Annotated in this window: 20 protein-coding genes; 14 read left to right on the top strand and 6 right to left on the bottom strand. The window is 62.1% G+C overall.

All coding sequences use genetic code 11. From position 1 onward, the window contains the following. Nucleotides 1-52: 52 nt before the first annotated feature. The 6 genes from PLANPX_RS25320 to PLANPX_RS25295 all read left to right on the top strand — a co-directional run bounded on the left by PLANPX_RS25320 (nucleotide 53) and on the right by PLANPX_RS25295 (nucleotide 5210). Nucleotides 53-1450: a phage portal protein gene (locus PLANPX_RS25320; RefSeq protein ID WP_152101412.1), complete on the top strand. Its 1398-nt coding sequence runs from the start codon at nucleotides 53-55 to the stop codon at nucleotides 1448-1450. Between the two features lie 111 nt (nucleotides 1451-1561). Beyond that, nucleotides 1562-1744, top strand: coding sequence for a hypothetical protein (locus PLANPX_RS25315; RefSeq protein ID WP_152101411.1), 183 nt, complete (start codon nucleotides 1562-1564; stop codon nucleotides 1742-1744). A gap of 219 nt (nucleotides 1745-1963) precedes the next feature. Continuing rightward, nucleotides 1964-2704 (top strand): hypothetical protein, encoded by a 741-nt coding sequence (locus PLANPX_RS25310; protein ID WP_152101410.1) that lies wholly within the window; start codon nucleotides 1964-1966, stop codon nucleotides 2702-2704. Nucleotides 2705-2858: 154 nt separating this feature from the next. Next, the gene (locus PLANPX_RS25305) at nucleotides 2859-3332 is read left to right on the top strand and encodes a hypothetical protein (protein WP_152101409.1); all 474 of its coding nucleotides are present in this window, start codon (nucleotides 2859-2861) and stop codon (nucleotides 3330-3332) included. Between the two features lie 125 nt (nucleotides 3333-3457). Beyond that, complete coding sequence (locus PLANPX_RS25300; RefSeq protein WP_152101408.1) at nucleotides 3458-4618, top strand: hypothetical protein; 1161 nt, start codon at nucleotides 3458-3460, stop codon at nucleotides 4616-4618. Between the two features lie 382 nt (nucleotides 4619-5000). Further along, nucleotides 5001-5210 (top strand): hypothetical protein, encoded by a 210-nt coding sequence (locus PLANPX_RS25295; RefSeq protein WP_152101407.1) that lies wholly within the window; start codon nucleotides 5001-5003, stop codon nucleotides 5208-5210. Between the two features lie 305 nt (nucleotides 5211-5515). Here the strand turns inward: PLANPX_RS25295 and PLANPX_RS25290 are convergent, their stop codons facing one another. Further along, nucleotides 5516-6046, bottom strand: a complete 531-nt coding sequence (locus PLANPX_RS25290; RefSeq protein WP_152101406.1) for a helix-turn-helix domain-containing protein — start codon at nucleotides 6044-6046, stop codon at nucleotides 5516-5518. Between the two features lie 404 nt (nucleotides 6047-6450). Between PLANPX_RS25290 and PLANPX_RS25285 the strand changes: the two genes are divergently transcribed. The 4 genes from PLANPX_RS25285 to PLANPX_RS25270 all read left to right on the top strand — a co-directional run bounded on the left by PLANPX_RS25285 (nucleotide 6451) and on the right by PLANPX_RS25270 (nucleotide 12135). Continuing rightward, a complete protein-coding gene (locus tag PLANPX_RS25285; RefSeq protein ID WP_152101405.1) occupies nucleotides 6451-7836 on the top strand; it encodes a flavin-containing monooxygenase in 1386 nt (461 codons plus the stop codon). A gap of 780 nt (nucleotides 7837-8616) precedes the next feature. Next, complete coding sequence (locus tag PLANPX_RS25280; protein ID WP_152101404.1) at nucleotides 8617-9642, top strand: DUF1559 domain-containing protein; 1026 nt, start codon at nucleotides 8617-8619, stop codon at nucleotides 9640-9642. Between the two features lie 134 nt (nucleotides 9643-9776). Beyond that, on the top strand, nucleotides 9777-10829 hold the full coding sequence (locus PLANPX_RS25275; protein WP_152101403.1) for a DUF1559 domain-containing protein: 1053 nt from the start codon (nucleotides 9777-9779) through the stop codon (nucleotides 10827-10829). A 172-nt stretch (nucleotides 10830-11001) separates the two neighbouring features. Continuing rightward, nucleotides 11002-12135 carry a hypothetical protein gene (locus PLANPX_RS25270; protein ID WP_152101402.1) on the top strand — a complete coding sequence of 378 codons (1134 nt, stop codon included), beginning with the start codon at nucleotides 11002-11004 and terminating at the stop codon, nucleotides 12133-12135. On the opposite strand, the gene PLANPX_RS25265 is transcribed toward PLANPX_RS25270, so the two are convergent. After that, nucleotides 12132-12734, bottom strand: coding sequence for a nitroreductase family protein (locus tag PLANPX_RS25265; protein ID WP_172992327.1), 603 nt, complete (start codon nucleotides 12732-12734; stop codon nucleotides 12132-12134). The two genes, PLANPX_RS25270 and PLANPX_RS25265, sit on opposite strands and share 4 nt — an antisense overlap. A 213-nt stretch (nucleotides 12735-12947) precedes the next feature. Further along, complete coding sequence (locus PLANPX_RS25260; protein WP_172992326.1) at nucleotides 12948-13691, bottom strand: MBL fold metallo-hydrolase; 744 nt, start codon at nucleotides 13689-13691, stop codon at nucleotides 12948-12950. On the opposite strand from PLANPX_RS25260, the gene PLANPX_RS27590 reads away from it, so the two are divergent. Next, complete coding sequence (locus PLANPX_RS27590; protein ID WP_172992325.1) at nucleotides 13690-14190, top strand: hypothetical protein; 501 nt, start codon at nucleotides 13690-13692, stop codon at nucleotides 14188-14190. The genes PLANPX_RS25260 and PLANPX_RS27590 overlap by 2 nt on opposite strands. 10 nt (nucleotides 14191-14200) lie before the next feature. Beyond that, nucleotides 14201-14515, top strand: coding sequence for a hypothetical protein (locus PLANPX_RS25255; protein ID WP_152101400.1), 315 nt, complete (start codon nucleotides 14201-14203; stop codon nucleotides 14513-14515). 65 nt (nucleotides 14516-14580) lie between these two features. Here the strand turns inward: PLANPX_RS25255 and PLANPX_RS25250 are convergent, their stop codons facing one another. From PLANPX_RS25250 to PLANPX_RS25240, 3 genes are all read right to left on the bottom strand, one after another. Further along, nucleotides 14581-15906 (bottom strand): DEAD/DEAH box helicase, encoded by a 1326-nt coding sequence (locus tag PLANPX_RS25250; RefSeq protein ID WP_232536244.1) that lies wholly within the window; start codon nucleotides 15904-15906, stop codon nucleotides 14581-14583. A 505-nt stretch (nucleotides 15907-16411) separates the two neighbouring features. Further along, a complete protein-coding gene (locus PLANPX_RS25245; RefSeq protein WP_194175111.1) occupies nucleotides 16412-16651 on the bottom strand; it encodes a hypothetical protein in 240 nt (79 codons plus the stop codon). 656 nt (nucleotides 16652-17307) lie between these two features. Further along, a complete protein-coding gene (locus PLANPX_RS25240; RefSeq protein WP_152101399.1) occupies nucleotides 17308-18519 on the bottom strand; it encodes an inositol-3-phosphate synthase in 1212 nt (403 codons plus the stop codon). Nucleotides 18520-19251: 732 nt separating this feature from the next. Between PLANPX_RS25240 and PLANPX_RS25235 the strand changes: the two genes are divergently transcribed. Then, the gene (locus PLANPX_RS25235; protein ID WP_152101398.1) at nucleotides 19252-20460 is read left to right on the top strand and encodes an aromatic amino acid transaminase; all 1209 of its coding nucleotides are present in this window, start codon (nucleotides 19252-19254) and stop codon (nucleotides 20458-20460) included. A 168-nt stretch (nucleotides 20461-20628) separates the two neighbouring features. Next, nucleotides 20629-22116 (top strand): glycogen synthase GlgA, encoded by a 1488-nt coding sequence (glgA, locus tag PLANPX_RS25230; RefSeq protein WP_152101397.1) that lies wholly within the window; start codon nucleotides 20629-20631, stop codon nucleotides 22114-22116. Nucleotides 22117-22219: the final 103 nt, after the last annotated feature.

The following is a 22219-nucleotide window of genomic DNA, read 5'->3' as shown; positions in this document are numbered from 1 at the left end:
GCGGTTCAAGTTTTTGAATTGAAACAGAGACAAAGTTGAGGAGGCGTACGCGATGACACAGTATCTAGATCAGTACGAACAGCGCGTCAGCGAAGCGGTCGACTCGCTGTGGGACGCGCTCGTCGATCCGCGCGAGGCGTATGTCGACGATGACGGCATGTGGTGGAACAATCTCAACGAAGCCGGCGGCGGCTTTGTGCGGGCGGGGTTGCCGTATCTTAACGAGGCGCAGTTGGCGGAGGTGCGGCTCGATTGCCGACGACTCGTCGCGACGAACGAGTTCGCCATCAACGGCGTTGAGAACCGCATCAGCTACATCGTGGGCTCCGGGCATGTCTACCGAGCGGTGCTGCGTGATGACTCCGCAGCCGGGGCCGCGCTGCTGACGGAAGTGCAGGGGGTGCTCAACGAGTTCCTGTCCGTCAATGCCTGGCACGCGCGGCAGCAGGAGATCGTGCGGCGGATGGATCGCGACGGCGAAGCCTTTTTGCGGTTTTTCGTCGGCCTCGACGGCATGACGCGGGTGCGGTTCATCGAGCCAGAGCAAGTCTCGACGCCGAAGGAGCTATCGCAAGAACCCTCTGCGTCGTTCGGCGTGCACACGGAAAGTGACGACGTCGAGTCGGTTCGCGGCTACTACGTCGACGGCGAACCAATCGCGGCGGGCGAGATTCAGCATCGTAAGGCAAATGTCGACGCCAACGTGAAGCGGGGGCTGTCGCTCTATTTTCCGGTGCGGAAGAACTTGCGGCGAGTGGAAAAACTGTTGCGGAACATGAGCGCGGTCGCGGAGATTCAGTCGGCGATCGCGCTGATTCGCAAGCATCGCAGCGCGCTGCGTAACGGCGTCGAGCAGTTTGTCACTGACGGCTCCAGTACTTCAGGCTTTAGCCCCGCGACGGGGCGCACACGCCGACTGGCGACCTACGAGCCGGGGACGATCCTCGATGCCCCGGCGGGGCTGGAGTACGACTTCCCGGCGGCGGGAGTGAACGCGAGCAACTTCGTGACGGTGCTGCAGGCCGAATTGCGTGCGATTGCCGCTCGGCTGGTGATGCCGGAGTTCATGTTCACTTCCGATGCGTCGAACGCGAACTACTCGTCGACGCTGGTGGCCGAGGGGCCGGCGGTGAAGATGTTCGAGCGGCTGCAAGCTTCGCTTCGCAACGACGACTTGCTGGTGATGTGGCGCGTCATCGAGAACGCCGCCGCAGCTGGGCGGCTGCCGCGCGACGTGCGACAACGCGTCGAGGTGCAAATCACGCTGCCGTCGCTGCATGTGCGCGACCAACTGCGCGAAGTGCAGGTCGAGAAGATCGCGTTTGAAAAGGGAATTCTCTCGCCGCAAACGTGGAGCCAGCGGCTGGGGCTCGATTACGACCAGGAGCAAAAGAACTGGGAAGGAGCGAGCGACGAGTTGCGAGCGGCGAGAGTGAAGAGCAAGCCGTAAGTTTCGGCCGCTTCGCACTTTCTCAAAGCTCGCAACTCGATACTCGCAACCAAATAATTCTTCCAATTTTTGTGTCGAAACTAGGCCACTCAATTTGCTAGGATCGAACGCATGATTCAAGCGAGAAAATTATCCGAGAAGACGAACAAGCGGTCTCAGGCCCAGGCCGAGTTCGCCAAGTTGCTGGCCGCTGCCGAGACGCAAGGGTTCCACGGCACGGCCAGCATCACGCTCAGCGTGCAAGATGGCCACATTCAACATTTGCGAGTGGCGGTCGATCGGATGGTGAGGTAGGGAATGACGAATGAATAAATGACGAATGGGAGGACGCAAGCGTTTGGCCATTCGTCATTCGGGTTTCGTCATTTGGTCATTTGCATAGTTCTGGTATTGAAATGAGCCCAGCCGCGAGCGGCTGAGCATCACGACAAGCCTCGACGATGATGTGCGATCTAAAAATCGTGCGTCGGCGTCGAGGCTTTTTTCGTTCCATCCATGGGAAAGGAGCATCACATGACAGAAGTTCTACAAGAGTTCGTCGATTCCCGCGGCGTGACGCTGCGGGTCGATCGGGCGGCGGGCGTCCTGCGGGGCGTCAAGCTGATCGGGCTCGAATCGCTCAACGGCCGTCGGTATCGGCCCGAGGCGCTTTCTGCGGCGGTCGGTCTGTACGAAGGCGCCAAGGTGAACGTCAATCACCCGCAAGGCGGGCCGCTTGCGCCGCGCGACTACCGCGATCGGCTTGGCGTCATTCGGCAGGTTGAGTTCCGTCCCGACGAGGGGTTGTTCGGCAATCTCCACTTCAATCCGAAGCACGCGGTGGCCGAGCAACTTGCGTGGGATGCGCAGCACAATCCGCGCAACGTCGGCTTCTCGCACAACGTCCTTGCGCGGCTGACGCGCGACGGGTCGCATTCGCTCGTCGAGGCGATCACCCACGTGCAAAGCGTCGATTTGGTCGCCGATCCGGCTTCCACGCGAGGCCTGTTCGAGCAAGAAGAGCGGCCAAGTGGCGCGACGAACGACGGCTTGCAGCAGACGGTGCTTGAGCAAGCGATCGCTCGCGGCAATCGCTTGGAAACTGAACTACAAGCGGCGCTCGCGCGTGAAGCGTCGCTGCGACAAGAGCTAGCGCTCCGCGAAACGACCGAAGCGGCTCGACCGCGATCAAGTGAGCCCTGGGCGCTTGCCCAACGCGGCGTACGCGTCGAAACGGCGGAAGAGTTTGCCCGCGCGATTCGCGTGCGGGCTTAGTTGTTTCACTGAATTCTTTGCGCCTTCGCGCCTTTGCGTGAGACATTTCTTCTCGAAGCAGATCTCACGCAAAGGCGCGAAGGCGCAAAGGAGACAGGGGAGGTTCGACTGCACTGTAGACAAGATATTTTTCGTTTTTAACGGGGTAAGAGCAATGGCAAACGTAATGCGATGGCGGTACGGCGATACGAATCCGGTGGTGTTGCCGGTCGCTGCACTGACAGTGATCGAGATCGGCGACCTGATCTATCAATCGAGCGGCGCCGCATTGCCTGCGTCGGAACTCGCCGACGCGGGAACCGAGGCCGGCAATCAAGAAGCGTTCCATGACATATTCGTCGGCGTCGCGATGCAGGCGTCGCCGAGCGGCGTCTCCAATCCGATTCGAGTCGCGACCAGCGGCGTCTTCGAGTTCGATTGCATCTCAGCGACGGCCGAGGTCGGCGACCTGTTCGGCTCCGACGAAGACGGCACCGGCACCGAGTTGTTGTCGCAAGTCGTCGCCAAAGTTGCGACTGCGAACCTGGCGATCGGCCGTTGCGCCAAGCGCGTCAACCCGGCCGCGTCGCGGGTGCTGATCGAGGTCGTCAGCACGGTGCTCCGCGGCGGACCGCAGGTGATGGCTTAGGAGGGGTCAGTTGTCGGGGTTCAGGGGTCAGCAGAAGAGATGCAGGGTTGCCTGCCTCCTCCTGTCCCTTTCTGAGCCCCGAACCCTGAACCCTAACAACTTCAAACACAGGGGGAACTCCACACATGTCTCTCAACTACAGAGAACTCAAGCGGCGGTTCGAACTCGACGGCGCTGAGCGAACGACGCGGCATTTGACTGAGGCGCTGGCGAACCGCGACCTGGCGCCCGAAGACTTCAGCATTCGCGATTTGGCCGAGGCGCTGGTCCCGGACGGACGGCAATGGGTCGGCATGCTTGATCCGCGCAATGGCGGCGGCGTCAGCGTTGTTGAGGCTGCCGACGGCCTTGACGTGACGGCGTTCCAAACTGTCGCAGGGCAGGTGATTTACGCGAAGATTCTGGATGCCTACACACAAGAAGCGTTCGTCGCCTCACGGCTCGTCCAAACTGTGCCGACGCGACTTGATGGCGAACGGATCCCGGGGATGAAGCGGATTGCCGACGACGTCGACGTCGTGGCGCCGGGGATGCCGTACCCGCATCTGGGGTTCGGCGAGGATTACATCGACACGCCGTCGACGCTCAAGCGGGGCTTCATCGTGCCGGTGACGAAGGAGACGATCTTCTTTGACCGGACGCACCTGGTGCTTGCGCGGGCGGCCGAGGTCGGCGAGATCTTGGGCCTCAACAAAGAGAAGCGGCTGCTCGATCTAATCGTCGGCGTGACGAACAACTACAAGACGAACGGTACGTCGTACAACACGTACCAGACGAGCACGCCGTGGAAGAACGTCATCACGTCGAACGAATTGGTCGACTGGACCGACGTCGACGCGGCAGAGCAGTTGTTCGCCGACATGATCGATCCCGGCACGGGCGAGCCGGTGCTGGTTCGCGGCACGACGGCGATGGTGATGCCGGCGTATCGGCATGCAGCTCACCGAGTCTTCAATGCGGCCGAGGTGACCTACACCGGCAGCGGCGCCGCGACGGCGACGACGGCGGCCAACCCGCTGGGGAACTACCGCGTGCATGAGAGCCGGCTGGCCTATCGGCGAATCGTCGCCTCCGGCGTCACGGCGGCCGACGCGAAGAAGTGGTGGTTCATCGGCGACTTCAAGAAGGCGTTTGCCTACATGGAGAACTGGCCGATCACGGTAACGCAGGCGCCGATTGGCAGCGAGGCGGAGTTCAACAACGACGTCGTGCTGCGGTTCAAGGCGAGCGAGCGCGGCGCCGCGGCGGTGTTGAATCCGCGGTATGTGGTGAAGTGCACGGGGTAGGGGAATGGAGATCGGTTACTGGTGATCAGTGATCGGTGAAGAGTGAGGGGCGCCGCCGGTCCCTGGAGCTGGTCGCTTGCCGTTCGATTTTGGTGGTTGGCCGAATGGCGAGGGCAGGTGCTCGGGACCGGCGGCTGGCTTGGCAGCCTCGACGTTTGGGGCAACGTCGGGGCTGCCGGCCTTTTTTTGTGAGTTGCGAATCTTGGGTGCCACTGGCGTGTCGCCAGTGCGAAGCGGGTACTCGCATTCCATGAACTGCAGAGATCAGGCGGCCCTGATTTTCAGGCTGCTTGCGGGACAAACGGCCGTCGTGTCCGTTCGGCGCCTCTCACTGGCGACACGCCAGTGGCACACGAAGTAATTTTTCTGTGGGAGAATCGCGATGAATGCAGAGCAAATCACGGCGATGCGCGAGCAGGCGCTGGCCCAGATGGCAAGCTTGCTCGCCACGAGCGGGCCGACGATCACGGTGAACGACGAAGAGATTCCCTGGGCGCCGCTGCTCGCCGCGCTGGAACGGACGGTGGATTGGTGCGACCGCAAACTGGCCGAGTACATGCCGTATGAAGTGCGGTCCGTCGGCGAGACTTGAGCGTTCCAAGAATTGAACCGCCAAGGACGCCAAGGTGCGCCAAGGAAATGCAAGGATGGAACCACGACGAGCACGATGAAGGCTGGCGATACTTTTGGATTCTTTGCGTCTTCGCGCCTTGGCGTGAGCTACGTCTTTCCTTTTAAAGATCTCTCGCAAAGGCGCAGAGACGCAAAGGAAATACAAAAAAGAGAAGAATGAATTTGCTTGCTTCCGTCGTGTGCGTTGTGCCGTTGTGGCTCAACTCCCTCCTCACATTTCCTTGGCGCACCTTGGCGTCCTTGGCGGTTAAGTATTTTTGACTTTCACTCAATCGTCGTCACGCGCTGATAGAGCAACGCGATGATTTCGCTCAGGTGTTGCGACTCAGAGCTCTCAAGAATGACCGCGACTTGCGTCATCAGTTGCCGGCGGTGGTTGGCGGCGGCGGCGTAGGCGAGGGCGCCTTCTTCGGTCAACTCGCCGCCGACGGCGACGCGGCTGAAGAATTCTTCGAAGTCGGCTGGCGACCAGGCGGCGAATAGTTCCGGGTGGCGCCGCACGATTTGCACCGCCGCCGGGTTGGCGTGGCGATCGAAGCGGGCTGCCTCTTCGCGGTGGTCGACGAACAACTCATCGGCATCGATGCCGAGCCCCGCCGCCAGCTTGTGGAGCGTCCGGCTATGGGGCTGCGTCGTACCGCGGAGGAGGCTGCGGATCGTCCGCTCGTCGAGCCCGGTCGCTTCGACGACCTGCAGCAGCGTCAGCCCCTGCGTCACCATGCAGCGGCGGACATTCTCGCCATGCAGCGTGCGGCGGGGCGTCGGAGCGGCGTCGATCGCGGGTGCTTGAGTCATCGACCGTCGGCTGGGAAACTAGGGATGGCGAGTTTCGGCGGTTGTGTACTTGTGTACACTTCCTGGGCTGCGTAGTCAACTCAATTTCCGGGGGCGGAAATTTTGGGGATTTAACCGCCAAGGACGCCAAGGTGCGCCAAGGAAGTACGGGAGAATGGAACCACGACGGCACGGCGGGTACGAGGTGTTATGCGTTAATTCTTCTCTGATTTGTATTTCTTTGCGCCTCTGCGCCTTTGCGAGAGATCTTTTTAGAAAAGATATGTCTCACGCAAAGGCGCAGAGGCGCAAAGGAAGACGGGGCAGAGGAACACTGGTTTCTTCCGTCGTGCCCGTCGTGCCCGTCGTGCCCGTCGTGCCCGTCGTGTCGTCGTGGTTCAACGCTTTGTAGATAAGCTCATTTGATGATCGATCGTCCAGACAAATTTTGCATCATCGGCGCCGGCTCGTCCGGGATTGCGGCAGCGAAGAATTTTCTCGCCGCCGGCATTCCGTTCGATTGCCTGGAGCGCGAAGACGATGTCGGCGGCAATTGGTACTTCGGGGCGCCTTGCAGCCGAGTCTATGCGTCGACGCATCTCGTCTCGTCGAAGCCGCTCACTGAGTACAGCGACTTCCCAATGCCGGAGAAATGGCCCGACTATCCGAGTCATCGGCAGACGCTCGCGTATCTGCGCGATTATGCGCGCCAGTTTGGCGTGTATGAGCGGATTGAGTTTGGCGTTGGCGTGGAGAGCGTTGAGCCTGCGGGAGCAGAGCAAGGCTTGCAGCAAGACGGTACTCGGGGCGGACCCCTCGGCGTACCTCGGGGTGACGAGGTTCAAGGGAGTAACGGAAAAAGCGGCTGGATCGTTCGGCTTTCCAACGGCGAGTCGCGGCACTACCGCGGCGTCGTCATCGCCAACGGACACAATTGGGATCCACGCTGGCCCGAGTACCCGGGCGAGTTTGCGGGCGAGGCGATCCACTCGGCGTCCTTCAAATCGGCCGACGTGCTGCGCGGCAAACGGGTGCTGGTGGTCGGCGGCGGCAACAGCGGTTGCGACATCGCAAACGAAGCAGCGCTCCATGCCGACGAGGCGATCCTCAGCACGCGGCGAGCCTACCACATTCTGCCGAAGTTCATTCGCGGCCGGCCGGTCGACCAAGCGAACGAACTGTTGCTATGGCTCCGCGTGCCGCTGTGGGCTCGCCGCCTTGCCGGCGCCGTCGTCAGCCACGTGGCGCTTGGCCCCGCGTGGCGTACCGGCGTGCCGAAGCCCGATCATCGGCTCTTCGAAAGCCACCCGATTCTCAACTCGCAGATCCATCACCATGTCGGGCATGGCCGGCTGGCGCTGCGGCCCGACATCGCCCGCTTCGCCGGCCACCGCGTCGAGTTCGTCGACGGCAGCGCGGCGGAGATCGATCTGGTGGTCTACGCCACTGGCTACCGCGTGAACATGCCGTTCATCGCCCGCGAGCAACTCAACTGGCAAGGCGACGCCCCGCGGCTGTTCGTGAACGTCTTCCATCCCGAACGCGACGACCTGTTTTGCATTGGCCTCATCCAGCCCGACAGCGGGCAGTTCGGACTGGTCGATTACCAGTCGCAGCTGGTCGCCCGGTACGTGCAGGCGATTGATCGCGGGAGCGAGCGAGCCGAGGAGTTCCGGCGATTGAAGGCGACCGAGCGGCCTGACCTGTGGAGCGGCGTTCAGTATCTCCCTTCGCCGCGCCACACGCTGGAGGTCGAGCACTATAGCTACCGGCGACGGCTGCAGCGGCTGGCCAAGCGGTTGTCTCGGTAAGCGGCGAGCGAATATTGCGGCTGCTTCCGCTCTTCTTGCCGCGTCGCCTGCCTGTCACGTCGAGGTACTCCGAGACGTCCGCTCCGCCTACCGCACTGCTAGGAGGATGATGCAGTTACTAGCCGCATGGCTTGGCAACGGTGTTGCTCCCGTGAGGGGCGATACAGCTCCCAATCGTGATGGCGAACAGTGCCGCCCCTCGCGGGGCTCTGGATCATCGAGATGCTTCGAACCAGGGGCTGACGCCCCTGGCTACATCATGCCCCCCCCTCCGGGGGCTGAGCATCACGCGGGCGCCGTCTACCGAGGTAGGGGCCGACCCCCGGGCGGAGCCCGGGGCTAGAATCGCTGGCTGGGATCTTCCTGCCTACGAAGGTGAGGCACGCCCGCATGCGGGGTTTTTAGCGGTCTTTTGCACCGTCGTTAAGATCCTTCCCCGTTTGTTCGAATCGGCCTGCGGCCCCCCGCAAACTTCGGACGATCTAGCGAAAATTGCCGAAACCTTCGGTTAGCGTTGGATAAGAACCAATGGCGGTCCGGCGAAGGTTTGTCCAGTTCCGGTCTCTTCAAAGATCTACAGCGGAAGTGGCTGGCAATCGCCGGGAAATCACCACGGTCGACGCCACGGCAGCGACGACGGCCGCGGGCTTTTGCGAACTCAAGAATGCCAAGACCCTAGAATTCAGGCTCTCTTGAGCGTTGGGCTTTTCTCGCTCCCGATTCGGAACAACTGAGAACTTGGCCGGTCTGGCCCCAAGCGACTCATCAAGGAACAGAACGATGGCTGTGCGAACGAGAAGCGGTCGCGGGGGAGCGTCCCTCGGTTTTACGTTGGTGGAACTACTGGTGGTCATCGCGATCATCGGCGTCTTGGTGGCCCTCTTGCTGCCCGCAGTCCAAGCGGCCCGCGAGGCGGCTCGGCGGAACCAGTGCCTCAACAACTTCAAGCAGTTGGGGTTGGCGATGCAGAATCACCACGACACGTTCAAGTATTTACCAGTCGACGTGAACGGACAGAAGTACGCCCGCGGCGTCTTGTATCTGCAACTCCTTCCCTTTATGGAAGGTTCGACGATTCGGTCGGCGTACAACTTTTCCGTCGCTGCAACCAATGAAGCCAATCTCGCGCTCCTTTCGCGCGAAGAGCCGATGCTGCGCTGCCCGAGCGACGAGTCGCAGATTCATGTCGCTGGCGGAAATGACAAAGGCGGCGACCGTAAAACCAGCTACGGCATTAACTATGGCTACGGCAACTACGGGCAGTTGGCTGCCAACGTGGCTCGCCGCGGCCCTTTCTGGGCGAACCCGGGCATCGCAGCGGGCGGACTCAACGCCGATGCCGCGAAATCAGAGTTTTGGCCCCGCTATGGCGACCACAGCGGTCAGCGAGTTAATTACAAGCAGGTTTCCGACGGCCTCAGCAATACCTACTTGCAGTTCGAGATGAAGCAAGTTCCATCTGAAGAGAAAGAGAATAACGACCGACGCGCCCGCGCATGGATCTACGGCGCAGGTTCGATCCAGCTTTCAACTCGGATGGCGCCGAACTCATCGGCGGCTGATGCAACGGCTTGCACGACGAACAACGACAGCATTGCTCCTTGCGCTGATAAGTCAGGCAACTTTCCTGTGTTTGTCGTCGGAGCTCGCAGCCAGCATAGCGGCGGCGTCAATGCTTCTAAGTGCGACGGCTCGGCGGAGTTTGTCAGCGATGGAATTGATCTGACCGCTTGGCGTTCGCAGAGCACGATGGCGGGCGATGATCCGCCGCTCTATGAGGTCGATCCGGAAGGCAACGGCCTGTAGTCGCCGTCAGCAACCGCAAAAGCCACCAACCGCGAATCTTGCGAATTGACGTGAATGAACTGCTCTCGTTCGCAACGATCTGCGAGGGAGCTTAGCCGGTTCTCGCAGTAAGCGGCCTATCAAGAAGCAGAGCCATGGCGGTTCGGGCAACGAGTAATCGCCGGAAAGCGTTCCTCGGTTTCACGTTGGTGGAGCTGCTGGTCGTGATCGCGATCATCGGCGTCTTAGTTGCCTTGCTCTTGCCGGCCGTTCAGGCGGCCCGCGAAGCGGCGCGGCGGAACCAGTGCCTCAACAACTTCAAGCAGCTGGGATTGGCAGCGCAGAACTTCCATGGGGCGTACAACTATCTGCCGGTCGATGTCAACAAACAGCCTAACGATCCGAAGCACCGGCAGATGCTGTATCTGCAGATGCTGCCGTTTATGGAAGGGTCCGCACTGAAGAATGCGTATGATCCGACCAAGTCCGCGAATAATGTGCAGAACAAGCAGTTAATGTCGCGCGAGGAGCCGATGCTCGCGTGTCCTAGCGACGACTCCTACTTGGTGACCGTTTCCGGCAGCGATTCAGCGGAAGACGCAGGGGGGGACCGCAAAGGAAGATACGGCTTCAATTACGGATATGGGAATTACAGCCAGCTGTACAGCGATCCGGTAAGGCGCGGGCCATTCTGGGCCAATCCGGGAGTTCCTGCCGCTGGAAACAAAAACGAAAACTGGCGGTTTAGCAAAGCCGCCGGGGCTACTCTAGACGACAATTCAGGGCAGCAGTTCAGTTATAAAAACATCTCCGATGGGCTTAGCAATACCTACCTGCAAATGGAGATGAAGCAAGTTCCCTCAGATGTTGATCAAGATCGACGCGGACGCATTTGGATTTACAATCCAGGCGCTTACCAGGTGATGACGCTAATGGCGCCGAACTCAAGCTTTGCCGACGTCACGGCTTGCACCGATCTGAATGATGCGATTGCTCCGTGTGAACGCAAGACGGGCACTGCTGGCATCCCGCAAATGAATCTCGCGGCGCGAAGTGCGCATCCAGGCGGCGTTAACGCTTCGAAGTGCGACGGCTCAGCCGAGTTTGTGAGTGATGGCGTCGACTTAACCGTCTGGCGGACGCAAAGTACCGTCGCGGGCGACGACCCGCCGCTGTTTGTGATTCTTCCAGAAGGCAACGGCCTATAACTGCGCCGTCTCGAACGAGCCGGTTCCCATTTCTGATCATTCAGCACGCCTCCCAGCTCATTGCCGCGAAATCGCTAGTCGATCGCGGTCATAAGGGGGGCGTTGCTATGTCGTGTTGTTTCGCATCGCTTTTCGCTGTACGCACTTCTCCGATCCCAAGGCAGGTTTTCCGATGAAGTTCGCCATCTCCCGCGTTCGTTGCTGCGCCGCGCTACTCGTCCTTTCCTGCGCTGCTGCGAAGGTTCAAGCCGCCCCCGTTCTCGCTACTAAACGCACCACTCTCAATCACAGCACCAACACCTCGGCGTTTTTCACGTTGAGCGTCGATGGGACCTCGTCCTTCACCGGCGAGGACGGCTGGGCGCCCACCGCGCCCACGCAAGGGGCGGTCGCGACTTCCGTCACGACCAAGAAGAGTTTTTCCATTGTCGGCGACTCGACTTCCGTCGGGAATTGGATCGATGGCAATCGCATCCCCGCCGGCGTCACGCTAGCGTTCGACGCCGAGCTCACCATCAAGGCGTTGCCGGCTCCTGGAAGCTACCTCACCATGCCTGGCGCCAACGCGTCGGTTGGCGCTTCTAGCCGCGGCATCGGCGTGACGCAGACCTTTGGCCCGACCGGCATCAACGATATCAACCTAAGCGCTGGGCTCGAATTCAGCGCGGTGACCGTCTCGAACGTCAGCTTCACCGGCACGCCTACCGAAACGGGGTTCACGTTCACGCCGGGCGGCGTTGCCAACTTCGGCACAACGGTGTTCCGTTCGAACGTTTTCCAAGAAGCGAATCACGGCATGGTGTTGACGCCCATCAACGATCCGGCCAACACGATCGGCTTCGGCACGGCGACGGGAACGGTCGCGAGCAATCTGGTGATGGACAATAACTTTGGCGGTTCAGGCGCCAGCAGCAGCGTCTTCGCTCGGCAGACCGGTCCGTACACGCTCATGGTGACACAGGGGGCCGGCTGCATCAAAGGCATCGCGATGGATTACGACGTGACGTACGACATTTCGACGGCTGGCAGCGTCGCGAACGCCGACTTCAATGGCGATAGCACCGTCGACGGGGCCGACTTCCTCATCTGGCAACGCGGTTCGGGAATTGCATCGGGCGCCACGCTCGCGCAAGGCGATGCCGACGGCGACGGCGTCGTCGGCCCGCTTGATCTGGAAGTCTGGAAGACGAAGTTTGGCGGCGCCGCAACGCCTGCAGTCGCTGCCGTTCCCGAGCCGACGGCCGCGCTGCTAATGGGTGCAGCCGTGCTGTCGATCGTCGCCTCTCGGCGACGGTTGGCAGCCTAGAGCGGAGCGCTATCGCCCCAGCGGCCGCTGAAGACGAACTCGCTGAGCGGTTTTCTCGTCCGTGGCGCGAGGTCGCGTTGGCGTTGGTGCTCCGGCAGCGAGTTCGGGTCGCCTTCGTAGCCGATGGCGATCGCCGTCAGCGGTTCGACGCCGGCAGGGATGGCGAACAATTCGCGGGCGCGGTCGGGATGGATGCCGATCATCTGGTGGACCAATAGCCCGCGCGAGGTCGCCTCGAAGGTGAGGCTGGCGCTGGCGGCGCCAAGATCGTGCGGGGCGGCGAGGTTTGGCTCTCCATTGCGAGCGTGAGTCGTTGCGTAGCAGCCGATGGCTAAGACGCCGGCGTGACGAGCCCAAGCTTGATTCGCATCGACCAGGCAGCTGAGGACCTTTCCGAACTCTTCAGCGTTCGAGCGCTTCGCGACGATGTACGACCAGGGCTGCTCGTTGCGCGACGAGGCCGCCCAGCGGGCCGCCTCGAGCAGCGACAGCAAGTCGGCGTCGGAGACCTCGCGATCCGCCATTGCGCAAGGGCTCCACCGCGCGGCGAGATTGGGGTGGATCGGGTGGTCGGTTTGGGGCTGTTTCAGCGGGTTCATGGCGAGCTCTCGGCGGCGGTGGGATTGAACCACGACGGCACGAAGGACACGACGGAAGCGTGATGAATTCTTTGCGCCTTCGCGTGAGACAATTCCTTGCTCAGAAGATCTCACGCAAATGCGCAGAGGCGCAAAGGGAAGGCAAGGCAGAGGGAAATTCGCTTGCTTCCGTCGTGTTCGTTGTGTCGTCGTGGTTCAAATTCTTCCACGATTCTAGAAGTCGATTGCCATGCCGTCGACGCCGAGCTCCGTCTTGGGGAAGACGCGCCGCGCTGCCGTGAGATCGATGCTCGCATCGTCGTCGATCAGCGGGTTGACGTGCACCAGTACCAGCCGACCCACCTTCGCTTTCGCGGCGACGGCGACGACGTCGCCCAGGCAGCTGTGCCCCGTGAGTTCGGCTTGCTCCGGGCAGTCGTCGATGAAGTAGCTCTCGTGGATGAGCAGATCGACGCCGTGGATTTTTTCGACGTACTCGGCGTCGACGTGCGCCGTCGTGTCGGTCACGTACGCCAGCGAGCGGTCGGGCCAATCGATGCGGAAGCCGACCGAGCCGCCGGGATGCCGCAGCGGGAAGTGGGTCAGCCGGCCGCCGTCGCGCAGCGTGAACTCCGCCGGGAGCGTTTGAAGCTCCAGCGGCGGCATCGCCGGGAACATCAGCTCGGCCAGCAAATGTTGTCGGATGGCCGTCAGCTTATCTGGCTCGGCATAGGCGGTGACGCGGCCGAGCTGCGGCGCCTCAGCCCGCACATCCCACAGGTAGGTCAGCCCCTGGCAGTGGTCGAGATGAACGTGCGACAGAAACACGTCGAGCGTCTCGGTTTGCACGTGCTTGGCAACGCGGTAGAAGCCGGTGCCGGCGTCGAGAACAAGCCCGCTCTCAGGCAGCATCAGGCAAGCCGTCTGGCGACGGTCGTTCGCGTGATAACCGGTGGTGCCGAGGAGCAGCAGTTTCATGTCGAACGAATCGGCAGAGGGGGAGCAAGGCAATGGGGCCATTGTAGAAGCGGGGAAGGGAAACCACCACTACGGGGGGATTTGTCGCTGCCCCGAGGTGAAAGGCAGTTGCGAAGAAGGAAAAGCAACCGCCAAGGACGCCAAGGTTCGCCAAGGAAATGCAGGGAGAGGGTTGAACCACGACGGCACGGCGGGGGAGTTGGCTCTGACTCGTCTTTTCTTTGCGCCTCTGCGCCTTTGCGTGAGATTTCTAAGAGAAAGACTGTGTCACGCAAAGGCGCGAAGGCGCAAAGAGAATTGGGGATGCCGCATTTTCTTGGCGCACCTTGGCGTCCTTGGCGGTTCAATTCTTGTCCTTCGTCGTGCCCGTTGTGCCGTCGTGGTGCAATTCGGCCGCTGGCGGTTGCGGCTGCTAGCGATTTCGGCAAGAGAGTTGCACGGAGCCAAGCGGTTGTTGGTAGACTGGGAGCTGCGGCGGACGGCGGTGAGCAACGATTGAGGCTGCAACGATGACCTGGCAATGCGTGAAGTGCGATACGCCGATCGAAATTCAGTTCGACGCCTGCGGTAAGTGCGGCGCTCATCGCGCTGTCTCGATAGCGGTTCGCGAAGCGTCGCCGCTGCGACTTCGCTTCAGCCTCCGCACGTTGCTCCTCGCGATGACGCTCCTGGCGCCGACGTTTTTGTTGAGCGCAAAGGTCTGGGAGCAGATTCTCTTAGCGCTGGCCGTGGGGTCGATCGCCACGGCGGTCGGCGTCTTCTTGACGCGGGCGCTTGTCGACCTCATCTACCGCGGCATCGATCGCTGGACGAGGCGACGGTAGTCCGCGCAGCGCTACGACCCGCCGTGCAAGTTCTAAGGGCCGTTGCATTCAATTCCTCGGCGCGATTACAGCCCGCGACGATGACGGCGCGGCGCCCGCTTGCCTGGCGGCGGCGGGGAGGCTGGCTTCGGCGGACCTTCCGGTTCGGCGGGCGCGCCCGGCGTGGAGCCGGCAGCGCCGTTAGCGTGGCCATCTTGCGGCGGGGCCGCCTGGGCGACCGTGACGAAGCCTTCGATTTCGTCGCGGTTCAGCAGCTTGTTGATCAGCATCTCGATCCGCGTCAGTTCGATCCCTTGCTCAGGCGTAACGAACGTGAACGCGATTCCTTCGCGGCCCATGCGGCCGGTGCGGCCGACGCGATGAACGTAATCGTCCGACGACTGCGGCATGTCGAAGTTGATGATGTGCGAGACGCTGCTGACGTCGATGCCGCGGCCGACGACGTCGGTCGCCACCAGGATCGAACATTCCTCGGCGCGGAATGACTTCATCACGCGGTCGCGGACGTTCTGGGCCATGTCGCCGTGCATGCACTCGACGCCGTGGATCTTCTGCGACAGCTTGCGGTGGACCTTGTCGCAGCCGCGCTTCGTGCGGCAGAAGATGATCGTCTGCGGCGGTTGCTCGCGCTTCAGTAGGCGGATGAGCAGGTCGAACTTCCGCGAATCGTCGACGGTGAAGTAGCGCTGCTCGATCGTGTCGACCGACTTCCCCTTGGGGGAGAAGTCCATGATCTCCGGCTCGATCATATAACGCTGGGCGAGGCGTTCGATCGCCGGGGCGACCGTGGCGCTCAGCAGCAACGTCTGCCGTTTGGCCGGGCAGCGGCGGAGGATTTTTTCGATGTCGGGGCGGAAGCCGATGTCGAGCATGCGGTCGGCTTCGTCGAGGACGACGAATTCGAGCTGATCGAGCAGCAGCGTGCCGCGGCCGAGATGGTCAAGGATGCGGCCCGGGGTGCCGATGACGATGTCGGCGCCTTTCTGGAGGCGGGCGATCTGCGTCTTGAGCGGCTTGCCGCCGTAGATGGCGGTGGCGCGGACCTTGCGACCATGCGACAGGCGTTCGATCTCGTCGCGAACCTGCACGGCGAGTTCGCGGGTGGGAACCATCACCAAGGCGCGGGGCTGGTGGTTGCGGCCGGGTTGATCGAGCTTCTCGAGGATCGGGATGCCGAACGAGGCGGTCTTGCCGGTGCCGGTGCGAGCCTGGCCGAGCACGTCAGCCCCGGCGAGAATTCGCGGGATGATGCCGGCCTGGACGGGGCTGGGGACTTCGTAGCCGACGTGCTCAAGCGCAGCGAGCATCGTGTCGGAGAGGCCGAGTTCGGTGAAGCGGGCGGTCGGAGCGGGAGCGGTCGCTTCGTCGGCGGGGTCGAGAGTTTCAGCCAAGGGGGGAACGGTTCCGTAGAGGGGCTGCCGAGAGAAGGCGGCCAGGATCGCGGCGTTTTCGCGGAAATTGATCGGGTTAGCCTAACATGGGGCAGGGGGGAGGGTCAACTTGGGCCCTTTTCCGGCGGGGGAAGAAAGGCAACCGCCAAGGACGCCAAGGTGCGCCAAGGAAATACGGGGAAGGAAATTGAACCACGACGGCACGGCGGACACGACGGGGAAAGAGTTAATTCCCCTACGTCTTGTCTTTTCCTTTGCGCCTCTGCGCCTTTGCGTGAGATCTTTCTAGGAAAGGCAGGTCTCACGCAAAGGCGCAGAGGCGCAAAGAGTATTGGGCAGATAATGTCTTTCCTTGGCGAGCCTTGGCGTCCTGGGCGGTTCAATTCTCCTGCATTTCGCCGTGTCCGCCGTGCCGTCGTGGTTCCCTGATTAGCGCACAAAAAAAGGCCGGCCGCGCCCGGGGGCGCGGTCGGCCTGCGATCTATCGCACTTCAAAGCAAGCGGCTTACATGCCGGCCGGCTTCTTGGTGGCTGGCTTGGCAGCCGGAGCGGCCTTCTTCGAAGCAGCCTTCTTCTTCGGCGACTTCTTGGCGGCAGCCTTCTTCGCTGGCTTAGCGGCCTTGGGGGCCTTCTTCGCAGCGGCCTTCTTCTTCGGCGACTTCTTGGCGGTCGCGGCCTTCTTGGCAGCCTTCTTCTTGGGGCTCTTCTTTGCAGCCTTCTTCGGGGCAGCTTTCTTCGTAGCCATAGCCTTACGGCTCCTTCCCTGGTAGCGCCCAGAGTTTAAAAGGTCCCCTCCTAGGGCGCTGAGATGAGGAGGCAAGACCCGGTATCAGGCGAAACGGTTCAACTCGGCCCTCGCGGGCTTTGCGGAAACGCTCCGAGATGTCCTAGAAATTTAAAACGTCCTGTGGGGAAACAATCCTTGCGAACCCAGAAACGAAAGACGGTGCGTCGCGACGATCAATAGGAGGCGAACAATGTATTGATGATTCGTCAGTCGCGATCAGTCCGTGTGTTGAAGCTGTTAAAGCGATGGGTGAAAGAGTGATGTTACGCCGCGTGAATTCCTACTGTGCGGCGGCGGTCGAAGTCGTCTCGTCGTGGTTGTCGAAATCTCGAAATGGCCTTGTCGCTGGCATGCGACCGCTAACACTGCGCGCATTGAAGCAATTATCGCGGGAACGAGTCAAGGCGAGTTGTAGAAAAATCTCGATTTCGCGCGAGATTATTTTGGCGACCATCAACAGATCGAACCACGACGACACAACGAACACGACGAATTGAAGACAACAATGCGAAACCGCCGATGCACGCGGATGAACGCAGATCGTGATTCATTTGCGCCTATCGGCGTCCATCGGCGGTTCCACTTTTCCGTCGTGTTCGTCGTGCCGTCGTGGTTCAATTCTTGGCGTCTTGAGCCCACGCTTCGAGCGCGCGGTATTGGTCCGCGAACGCCGGCGGCGGGTTCCCTTGCGGGCTCTTGAAAAAGCTCGCCAGCCACGGCAAAGCCCCTGTTTCACCGCGTTTTTTCGCCAGCGCCGTGAACCGCACGAGGTCGATCGCCAGTGGCGCCGCGAGGATCGAATCGCATCCCTGCCAAGTGAACTGCAGCGTCATCGGCGTGCCGAGAAACCCTTGGAAGTGGATGTGATCCCACGCCGTCTTCCAGTCGCCGAGACTCTCGATGTGCTCGATCGAAATCAGCGTCTGCGGAGTGTATCCGAGGATGTCGGTGATGAGCCGATCCTTGCTCTGAATCTTCGCCTGCTTGTTGGCGGGGTCATCGAGAACCTTGCCATCGAGGTTGCCAAAAATATTATGGCCGACCCAGCTCATGACGTTGAGATTTCGCGCGGCGAACATCGGCGCCAGCACGCTCTTCATCAATGTTTCGCCAGTCTTGCCGTCGCGACCGGCGTGGCATGTGTTGCGAAGCCGCGCGAGTTCGTCGATGCCCGCGGGCAGTGCCCCCAAAGAGGGGGTGAAGTTCACGAACGGCAGTCCAAGATCGAGCGCTGCGATCGCGTAGAGCGAGCTCGCCGGCAGCGGGCAGTCGGGCCGCGCGAGCGACGCCTCGGCCTCGGCCCACGTGGCGGGCCAGAGGGCCTGATTCGGCAGCGGCTCGGTCGACGAGACGTTGAGAATCACCACCGTGTCGAGTTTATGGCGCGTCTGGAAGTCGGTGAGATCAGCCTGCAGCCGCTTGAGGATGTCGCGCGGCAGTTGCTCAGCGGGGTTCGCCGGCGGCGGGAAGTCGGCGAGCTCGGTGATCTTCGCCCCCACGTTCCAGAGCGTGCCGGGGCGGATCTCGGCGTCGATCTTCTCGAGCTCCGGCCGGCAGGCGGCGACCAGCTGCGGCGAGAGGACGCGGCTCTCGCGGTGGAGTCGTTCGAGCTCGTCGGCCAGCGGGGCCGAGCGGATCTCGTGGCCGCCGATGACGATGTCGTCCCACTTCGCGAGCGGCAGGTGAGCGAATTGCGGCAACTCGCTCACCAGAGCGGTGCCGTCGGCGAGGCCGAGCCGCTGCGCGATGATCCCGGCAATGGCGGTGACGGCGACGCCCCCGCGGGCGCCAATGAGCCAGAGACCGAGACGCTGAGTCGTTGCCATCGATGATTCCGTATCTAGCCCCTGGCTCTGCCAGGGGGTGAAGTGCCGGTGGGCGGAGCGTTGCGACGGTGCGACCCCCCGGCGGAGCCGGGGGCTAGGAATAGAGCCGCACGGAGTGCCGCCGGGGCTCGTCTGACGCCTTGGAACAGGCTGCCGCGGGACTTATCATTGTCGCATGCGCCGCGCGGGAGGGTCAACGGGCGGCGATTGGTCAGTTGTCCGTCGTCAGTGATCAGTTGCGGCGATTCGCTTGCGTTTTGGCGCTCCGAACCTGGAATCAGGTTAGTAGTTCCTAGGTCTGGACCGAGGGCGTCGTCGGCAGCGACTTGCTGCATGACGCGCTGGTTTGATACGCCAACGGCGTTACATCCTCCAGCCCAGGGTTGGCGGCGCAGCCGGCTACCCTGGGAAAGCGGCGTGATGGTAACCACAACCCTGCAGGGGTTGAATCAGTTCGTATGCAGCGCTGATTCAACCCCTTCAGGGTTGCGGATCGATGGGCGACGATGGTCCCAGGGTAGATCGCTAGCGCGATCAACCCTGGGCTGGAAGATGCAACGCCTGCAGCGTTGGAATGCGTCGATAGCAAGAGGGAGTGCGACGCTAGGCGACGTACAGCGAAGTGACCCCACCGGTCTTCGCAACTGACAACGGACCACTAACAACTGACATCCCCACCAACACTTGGCGGCACCCGTCGGTCACCCCGACACCACACCATTCGGAATTTCAATGCTAGAGCGAATTGAGGCGGCTCCTAAGGACGCGATTTTGGGATTGGGCGAGGCGTTCAAGGCCGACCCGCGGAGCGAGAAGATCAACCTCAGCGTCGGCGTCTACCAAGACGAGAACGGCAAGACGCCCCTCTTGGAATGCGTGAAGGAGGCGGAACGCCGCCTGGCCGCCAACCCGACCACCAAGTCGTACCTGCCAATCTCGGGCCTCGCCGAGTACTGCAAGGCGACGGCCGAGCTCGCCTTCGGCGCCGGCAGCGAGCCGCTCGCGAGCAAGCGCGTCGCGTGGGCTCAGACCCCCGGCGGCACCGGGGCGCTTCGCGTCTCGGCCGACTTCATTGCGGGCAACCTCAAGGGCGCCACCGTGTGGATGAGCGAGCCGACCTGGCCGAACCATCCGCAAATCTTCAACGCCGCCGGCATCGCGACGAAGACCTACCCCTACTTCGACCCGCCGAACAACTCGCTCAACCTCGCCGGCATGTTGGCCCCGATCGAGAAGATGGCGCCGGGCGACGTCATTCTGCTCCACGGCTGTTGCCACAACCCGACCGGCATCGATCCGACCGCGGCCCAGTGGAAGCAAATTGCCGACGCGGTGTTCGCCCGCGGCGTCATGCCGCTGCTCGACTTCGCGTACCAAGGCTTTGGCGACGGGCTGGAGGAAGACGCCGTCGGTTTGAAAGAATTTTGCCGCCCGGGCGCCGAGCTGATGGTCTGCAGCTCCTACTCGAAGAACTTCGGCCTCTACCGCGAACGCGTCGGCGCCCTCTTCGTCGTCGCCCCCACGGCGGCCGCGGCGAGCAGCGTCCAGACGCAGATCGACAAGGTGATCCGCTCGAACTACTCGAACCCGCCGGCCCACGGCGGCGAAGTGGTCGCGGCGATCCTCCGCGACGCCGACCTCCGCAAGCAGTGGGAAGGCGAAGTCACCACGATGCGGAACCGGATCAACGACATGCGGCATGCCCTGGTGGCGGCCCTCGCCGCCCAAGACGTCCCGGGCGATTATTCCTTCATGACCCGCCAACGCGGCATGTTCTCGTTCTCGGGCCTCACGAAAGAGCAGGTCGAAACGCTCCGCTCCGAGTACGCGATCTATATTGTCGGATCAGGCCGCATCAACGTCGCAGGTCTGACCCCGGCTAACATCGACCGCGTCGCCCAGTGCATCGGCGAAGTCGTGGAGCAACCGGCGGCGAAGTAGTTCAGAAGAAAAGGCAACCGCCAAGGACCGGACGAATGACGAAATCCGAATGACGAATGACGAATGGGGATCGCTTGCGTCCTTCATTCGTCATTCGGATTTCGTCATTCGTCATTTGCTGCGAAGTCGTGTGGCGTCCCCAGGTTAAATCTCAAGCGGAGCGCCTCTGTGAATATTCTGTTCGCCACCTCTGAGGCGGCTCCGTTCTCGAAAACTGGCGGGCTCGGCGATGTCTGCGGCGCCTTGCCGCGTGAGCTCGCGCGCCTGGGGCACAAGCCGATCATCATCCTGCCGGCGTTCCGCCAAGCGCGCAACGCCGACATCCCGATCGAGCCGACCGGCGTCTCGGTCGAGATCCCGATCGGGCAGAAGATGGTCCGCGGCCACTACCTCCGCACGCGGCTGCCAGGCTCCGATGTGCCGGTCTTCCTGATCGCTCAGGACGATTACTACGACCGCCCGCAGCTTTATCGCGAAGATGGCGAAGACTACAAGGACAACTGCGAGCGGTTTACCTTCTACTGCCGGGCGACGCTCGAAGCGATCCAGCGGCTCGAACTGCGGGTCGATGCGATCCACTGCCACGATTGGTGCGCGGGCCTCATTCCCGCTTACCTGAAGACCCTCTACGCCGACCGGGCGCCATGGCGCGGGCTCACGAGCCTGCTGACGATCCACAACCTCGCCTACCAGGGCAACTTCTGGCACTGGGACATGGCCCTTACCGGGCTCGACTGGCGTTACTTCAACTGGCGGCAGATGGAGTTCTACGGCAACCTCAGCTTCCTGAAGACGGGCATCGTCTTCGCCGACGCGGTCACCACGGTCAGCCCGACCTACTCGCGCGAGATCTTGTCGGCGCCGCTCGGTTGCGGGCTCGAGGGAACGCTGCAGCATCGCATCGCCGACCTCAGCGGCATCATCAACGGCGTCGACTACGACCAGTGGAACCCGGCGATCGATCGCTACCTCGGCCCGAACCGGTTCAGCGTCCACGACTTCGCCGCCGGTAAGGCCCGCTGCAAGGCCGACATCCAAGAACGGGCGGGCCTGCCGGTGCGGAACGACGTGCCGCTGCTCGCTGCGATCGGCCGCCTTGCCGATCAAAAGGGCTTTGACCTGATCACCCGCGTGATGCGGCATTGGGCCGAGCGCGTCGACGCCCAGTGGATTATCCTCGGCACGGGCGAGCCGAAGTACCACGACCTGCTCACGCAGCTGGCTCGCGAGTTCCCCGATCGTATCGCCGTGCGGCTGGAGTTCAGCGACGAGTTGGCCCACCGCATCGAAGCGGGCGCCGACATCTTCGTGATGCCGAGCCAGTACGAACCGTGCGGCCTGAACCAACTCTACAGCCTGCAGTACGGCACCGTGCCGGTGGTGCGAGCAACCGGCGGCCTGGTCGACACGGTGGTCGACGCCAGCGAACAAACCCTCGCCGACGGCACGGCGACCGGTTTTAAGTTTGAGGATTACACCTCGCTCGCCCTCGCGGAAGCATTGGAGCGGGCCCTGGCCACGTTCGGCGACAAGGCCGCCTGGAACCGCCTGATCGAAGCGGGCATGCGGCAAGACTGGTCGTGGGGCAACAGCGCGCAGCAATACGCCGAGCTCTACGAACGCACCGTCGCCCGCGGCCCGCTGGGTATTGAATGACGAATGACGAAATCCGAATGACGAATGCGTGCTACCGCACGTGGCGTCATTCCGAGCGAAGCGAGGAATCTGGAAGTCCACGTGTGTCGCTAGATCCTTCGCT

Source organism: Lacipirellula parvula (genome assembly GCF_009177095.1).
Lineage (GTDB): Bacteria > Planctomycetota > Planctomycetia > Pirellulales > Lacipirellulaceae > Lacipirellula > Lacipirellula parvula.
The sequence above is the reverse complement of the archived record's forward strand: the minus strand, read 5'-3'. Positions and strand labels throughout refer to the sequence as shown.

Bases quoted from the DNA above. Each gene is read 5' to 3' on its own strand.
- PLANPX_RS25270 (WP_152101402.1), top strand. From the start codon at position 11,002: ATGAAGTTCGCCATCTCCCGCGTTCGTTGCTGCGCCGCGCTACTCGTC.
- PLANPX_RS25285 (WP_152101405.1), top strand. From the start codon at position 6,451: ATGATCGATCGTCCAGACAAATTTTGCATCATCGGCGCCGGCTCGTCC.
- PLANPX_RS25320 (WP_152101412.1), top strand. From the start codon at position 53: ATGACACAGTATCTAGATCAGTACGAACAGCGCGTCAGCGAAGCGGTC.
- PLANPX_RS25300 (WP_152101408.1), top strand. From the start codon at position 3,458: ATGTCTCTCAACTACAGAGAACTCAAGCGGCGGTTCGAACTCGACGGC.
- PLANPX_RS25235 (WP_152101398.1), top strand. From the start codon at position 19,252: ATGCTAGAGCGAATTGAGGCGGCTCCTAAGGACGCGATTTTGGGATTG.
- PLANPX_RS25305 (WP_152101409.1), top strand. From the start codon at position 2,859: ATGGCAAACGTAATGCGATGGCGGTACGGCGATACGAATCCGGTGGTG.
- PLANPX_RS25240 (WP_152101399.1), bottom strand. From the start codon at position 18,519: ATGGCAACGACTCAGCGTCTCGGTCTCTGGCTCATTGGCGCCCGCGGG.
- PLANPX_RS25295 (WP_152101407.1), top strand. From the start codon at position 5,001: ATGAATGCAGAGCAAATCACGGCGATGCGCGAGCAGGCGCTGGCCCAG.
- PLANPX_RS25260 (WP_172992326.1), bottom strand. From the start codon at position 13,691: ATGAAACTGCTGCTCCTCGGCACCACCGGTTATCACGCGAACGACCGT.
- PLANPX_RS25255 (WP_152101400.1), top strand. From the start codon at position 14,201: ATGACCTGGCAATGCGTGAAGTGCGATACGCCGATCGAAATTCAGTTC.
- PLANPX_RS25315 (WP_152101411.1), top strand. From the start codon at position 1,562: ATGATTCAAGCGAGAAAATTATCCGAGAAGACGAACAAGCGGTCTCAG.
- PLANPX_RS25290 (WP_152101406.1), bottom strand. From the start codon at position 6,046: ATGACTCAAGCACCCGCGATCGACGCCGCTCCGACGCCCCGCCGCACG.
- PLANPX_RS27590 (WP_172992325.1), top strand. From the start codon at position 13,690: ATGTCGAACGAATCGGCAGAGGGGGAGCAAGGCAATGGGGCCATTGTA.
- PLANPX_RS25265 (WP_172992327.1), bottom strand. From the start codon at position 12,734: ATGAACCCGCTGAAACAGCCCCAAACCGACCACCCGATCCACCCCAAT.
- PLANPX_RS25245 (WP_194175111.1), bottom strand. From the start codon at position 16,651: ATGGCTACGAAGAAAGCTGCCCCGAAGAAGGCTGCAAAGAAGAGCCCC.
- PLANPX_RS25280 (WP_152101404.1), top strand. From the start codon at position 8,617: ATGGCTGTGCGAACGAGAAGCGGTCGCGGGGGAGCGTCCCTCGGTTTT.
- PLANPX_RS25310 (WP_152101410.1), top strand. From the start codon at position 1,964: ATGACAGAAGTTCTACAAGAGTTCGTCGATTCCCGCGGCGTGACGCTG.
- PLANPX_RS25275 (WP_152101403.1), top strand. From the start codon at position 9,777: ATGGCGGTTCGGGCAACGAGTAATCGCCGGAAAGCGTTCCTCGGTTTC.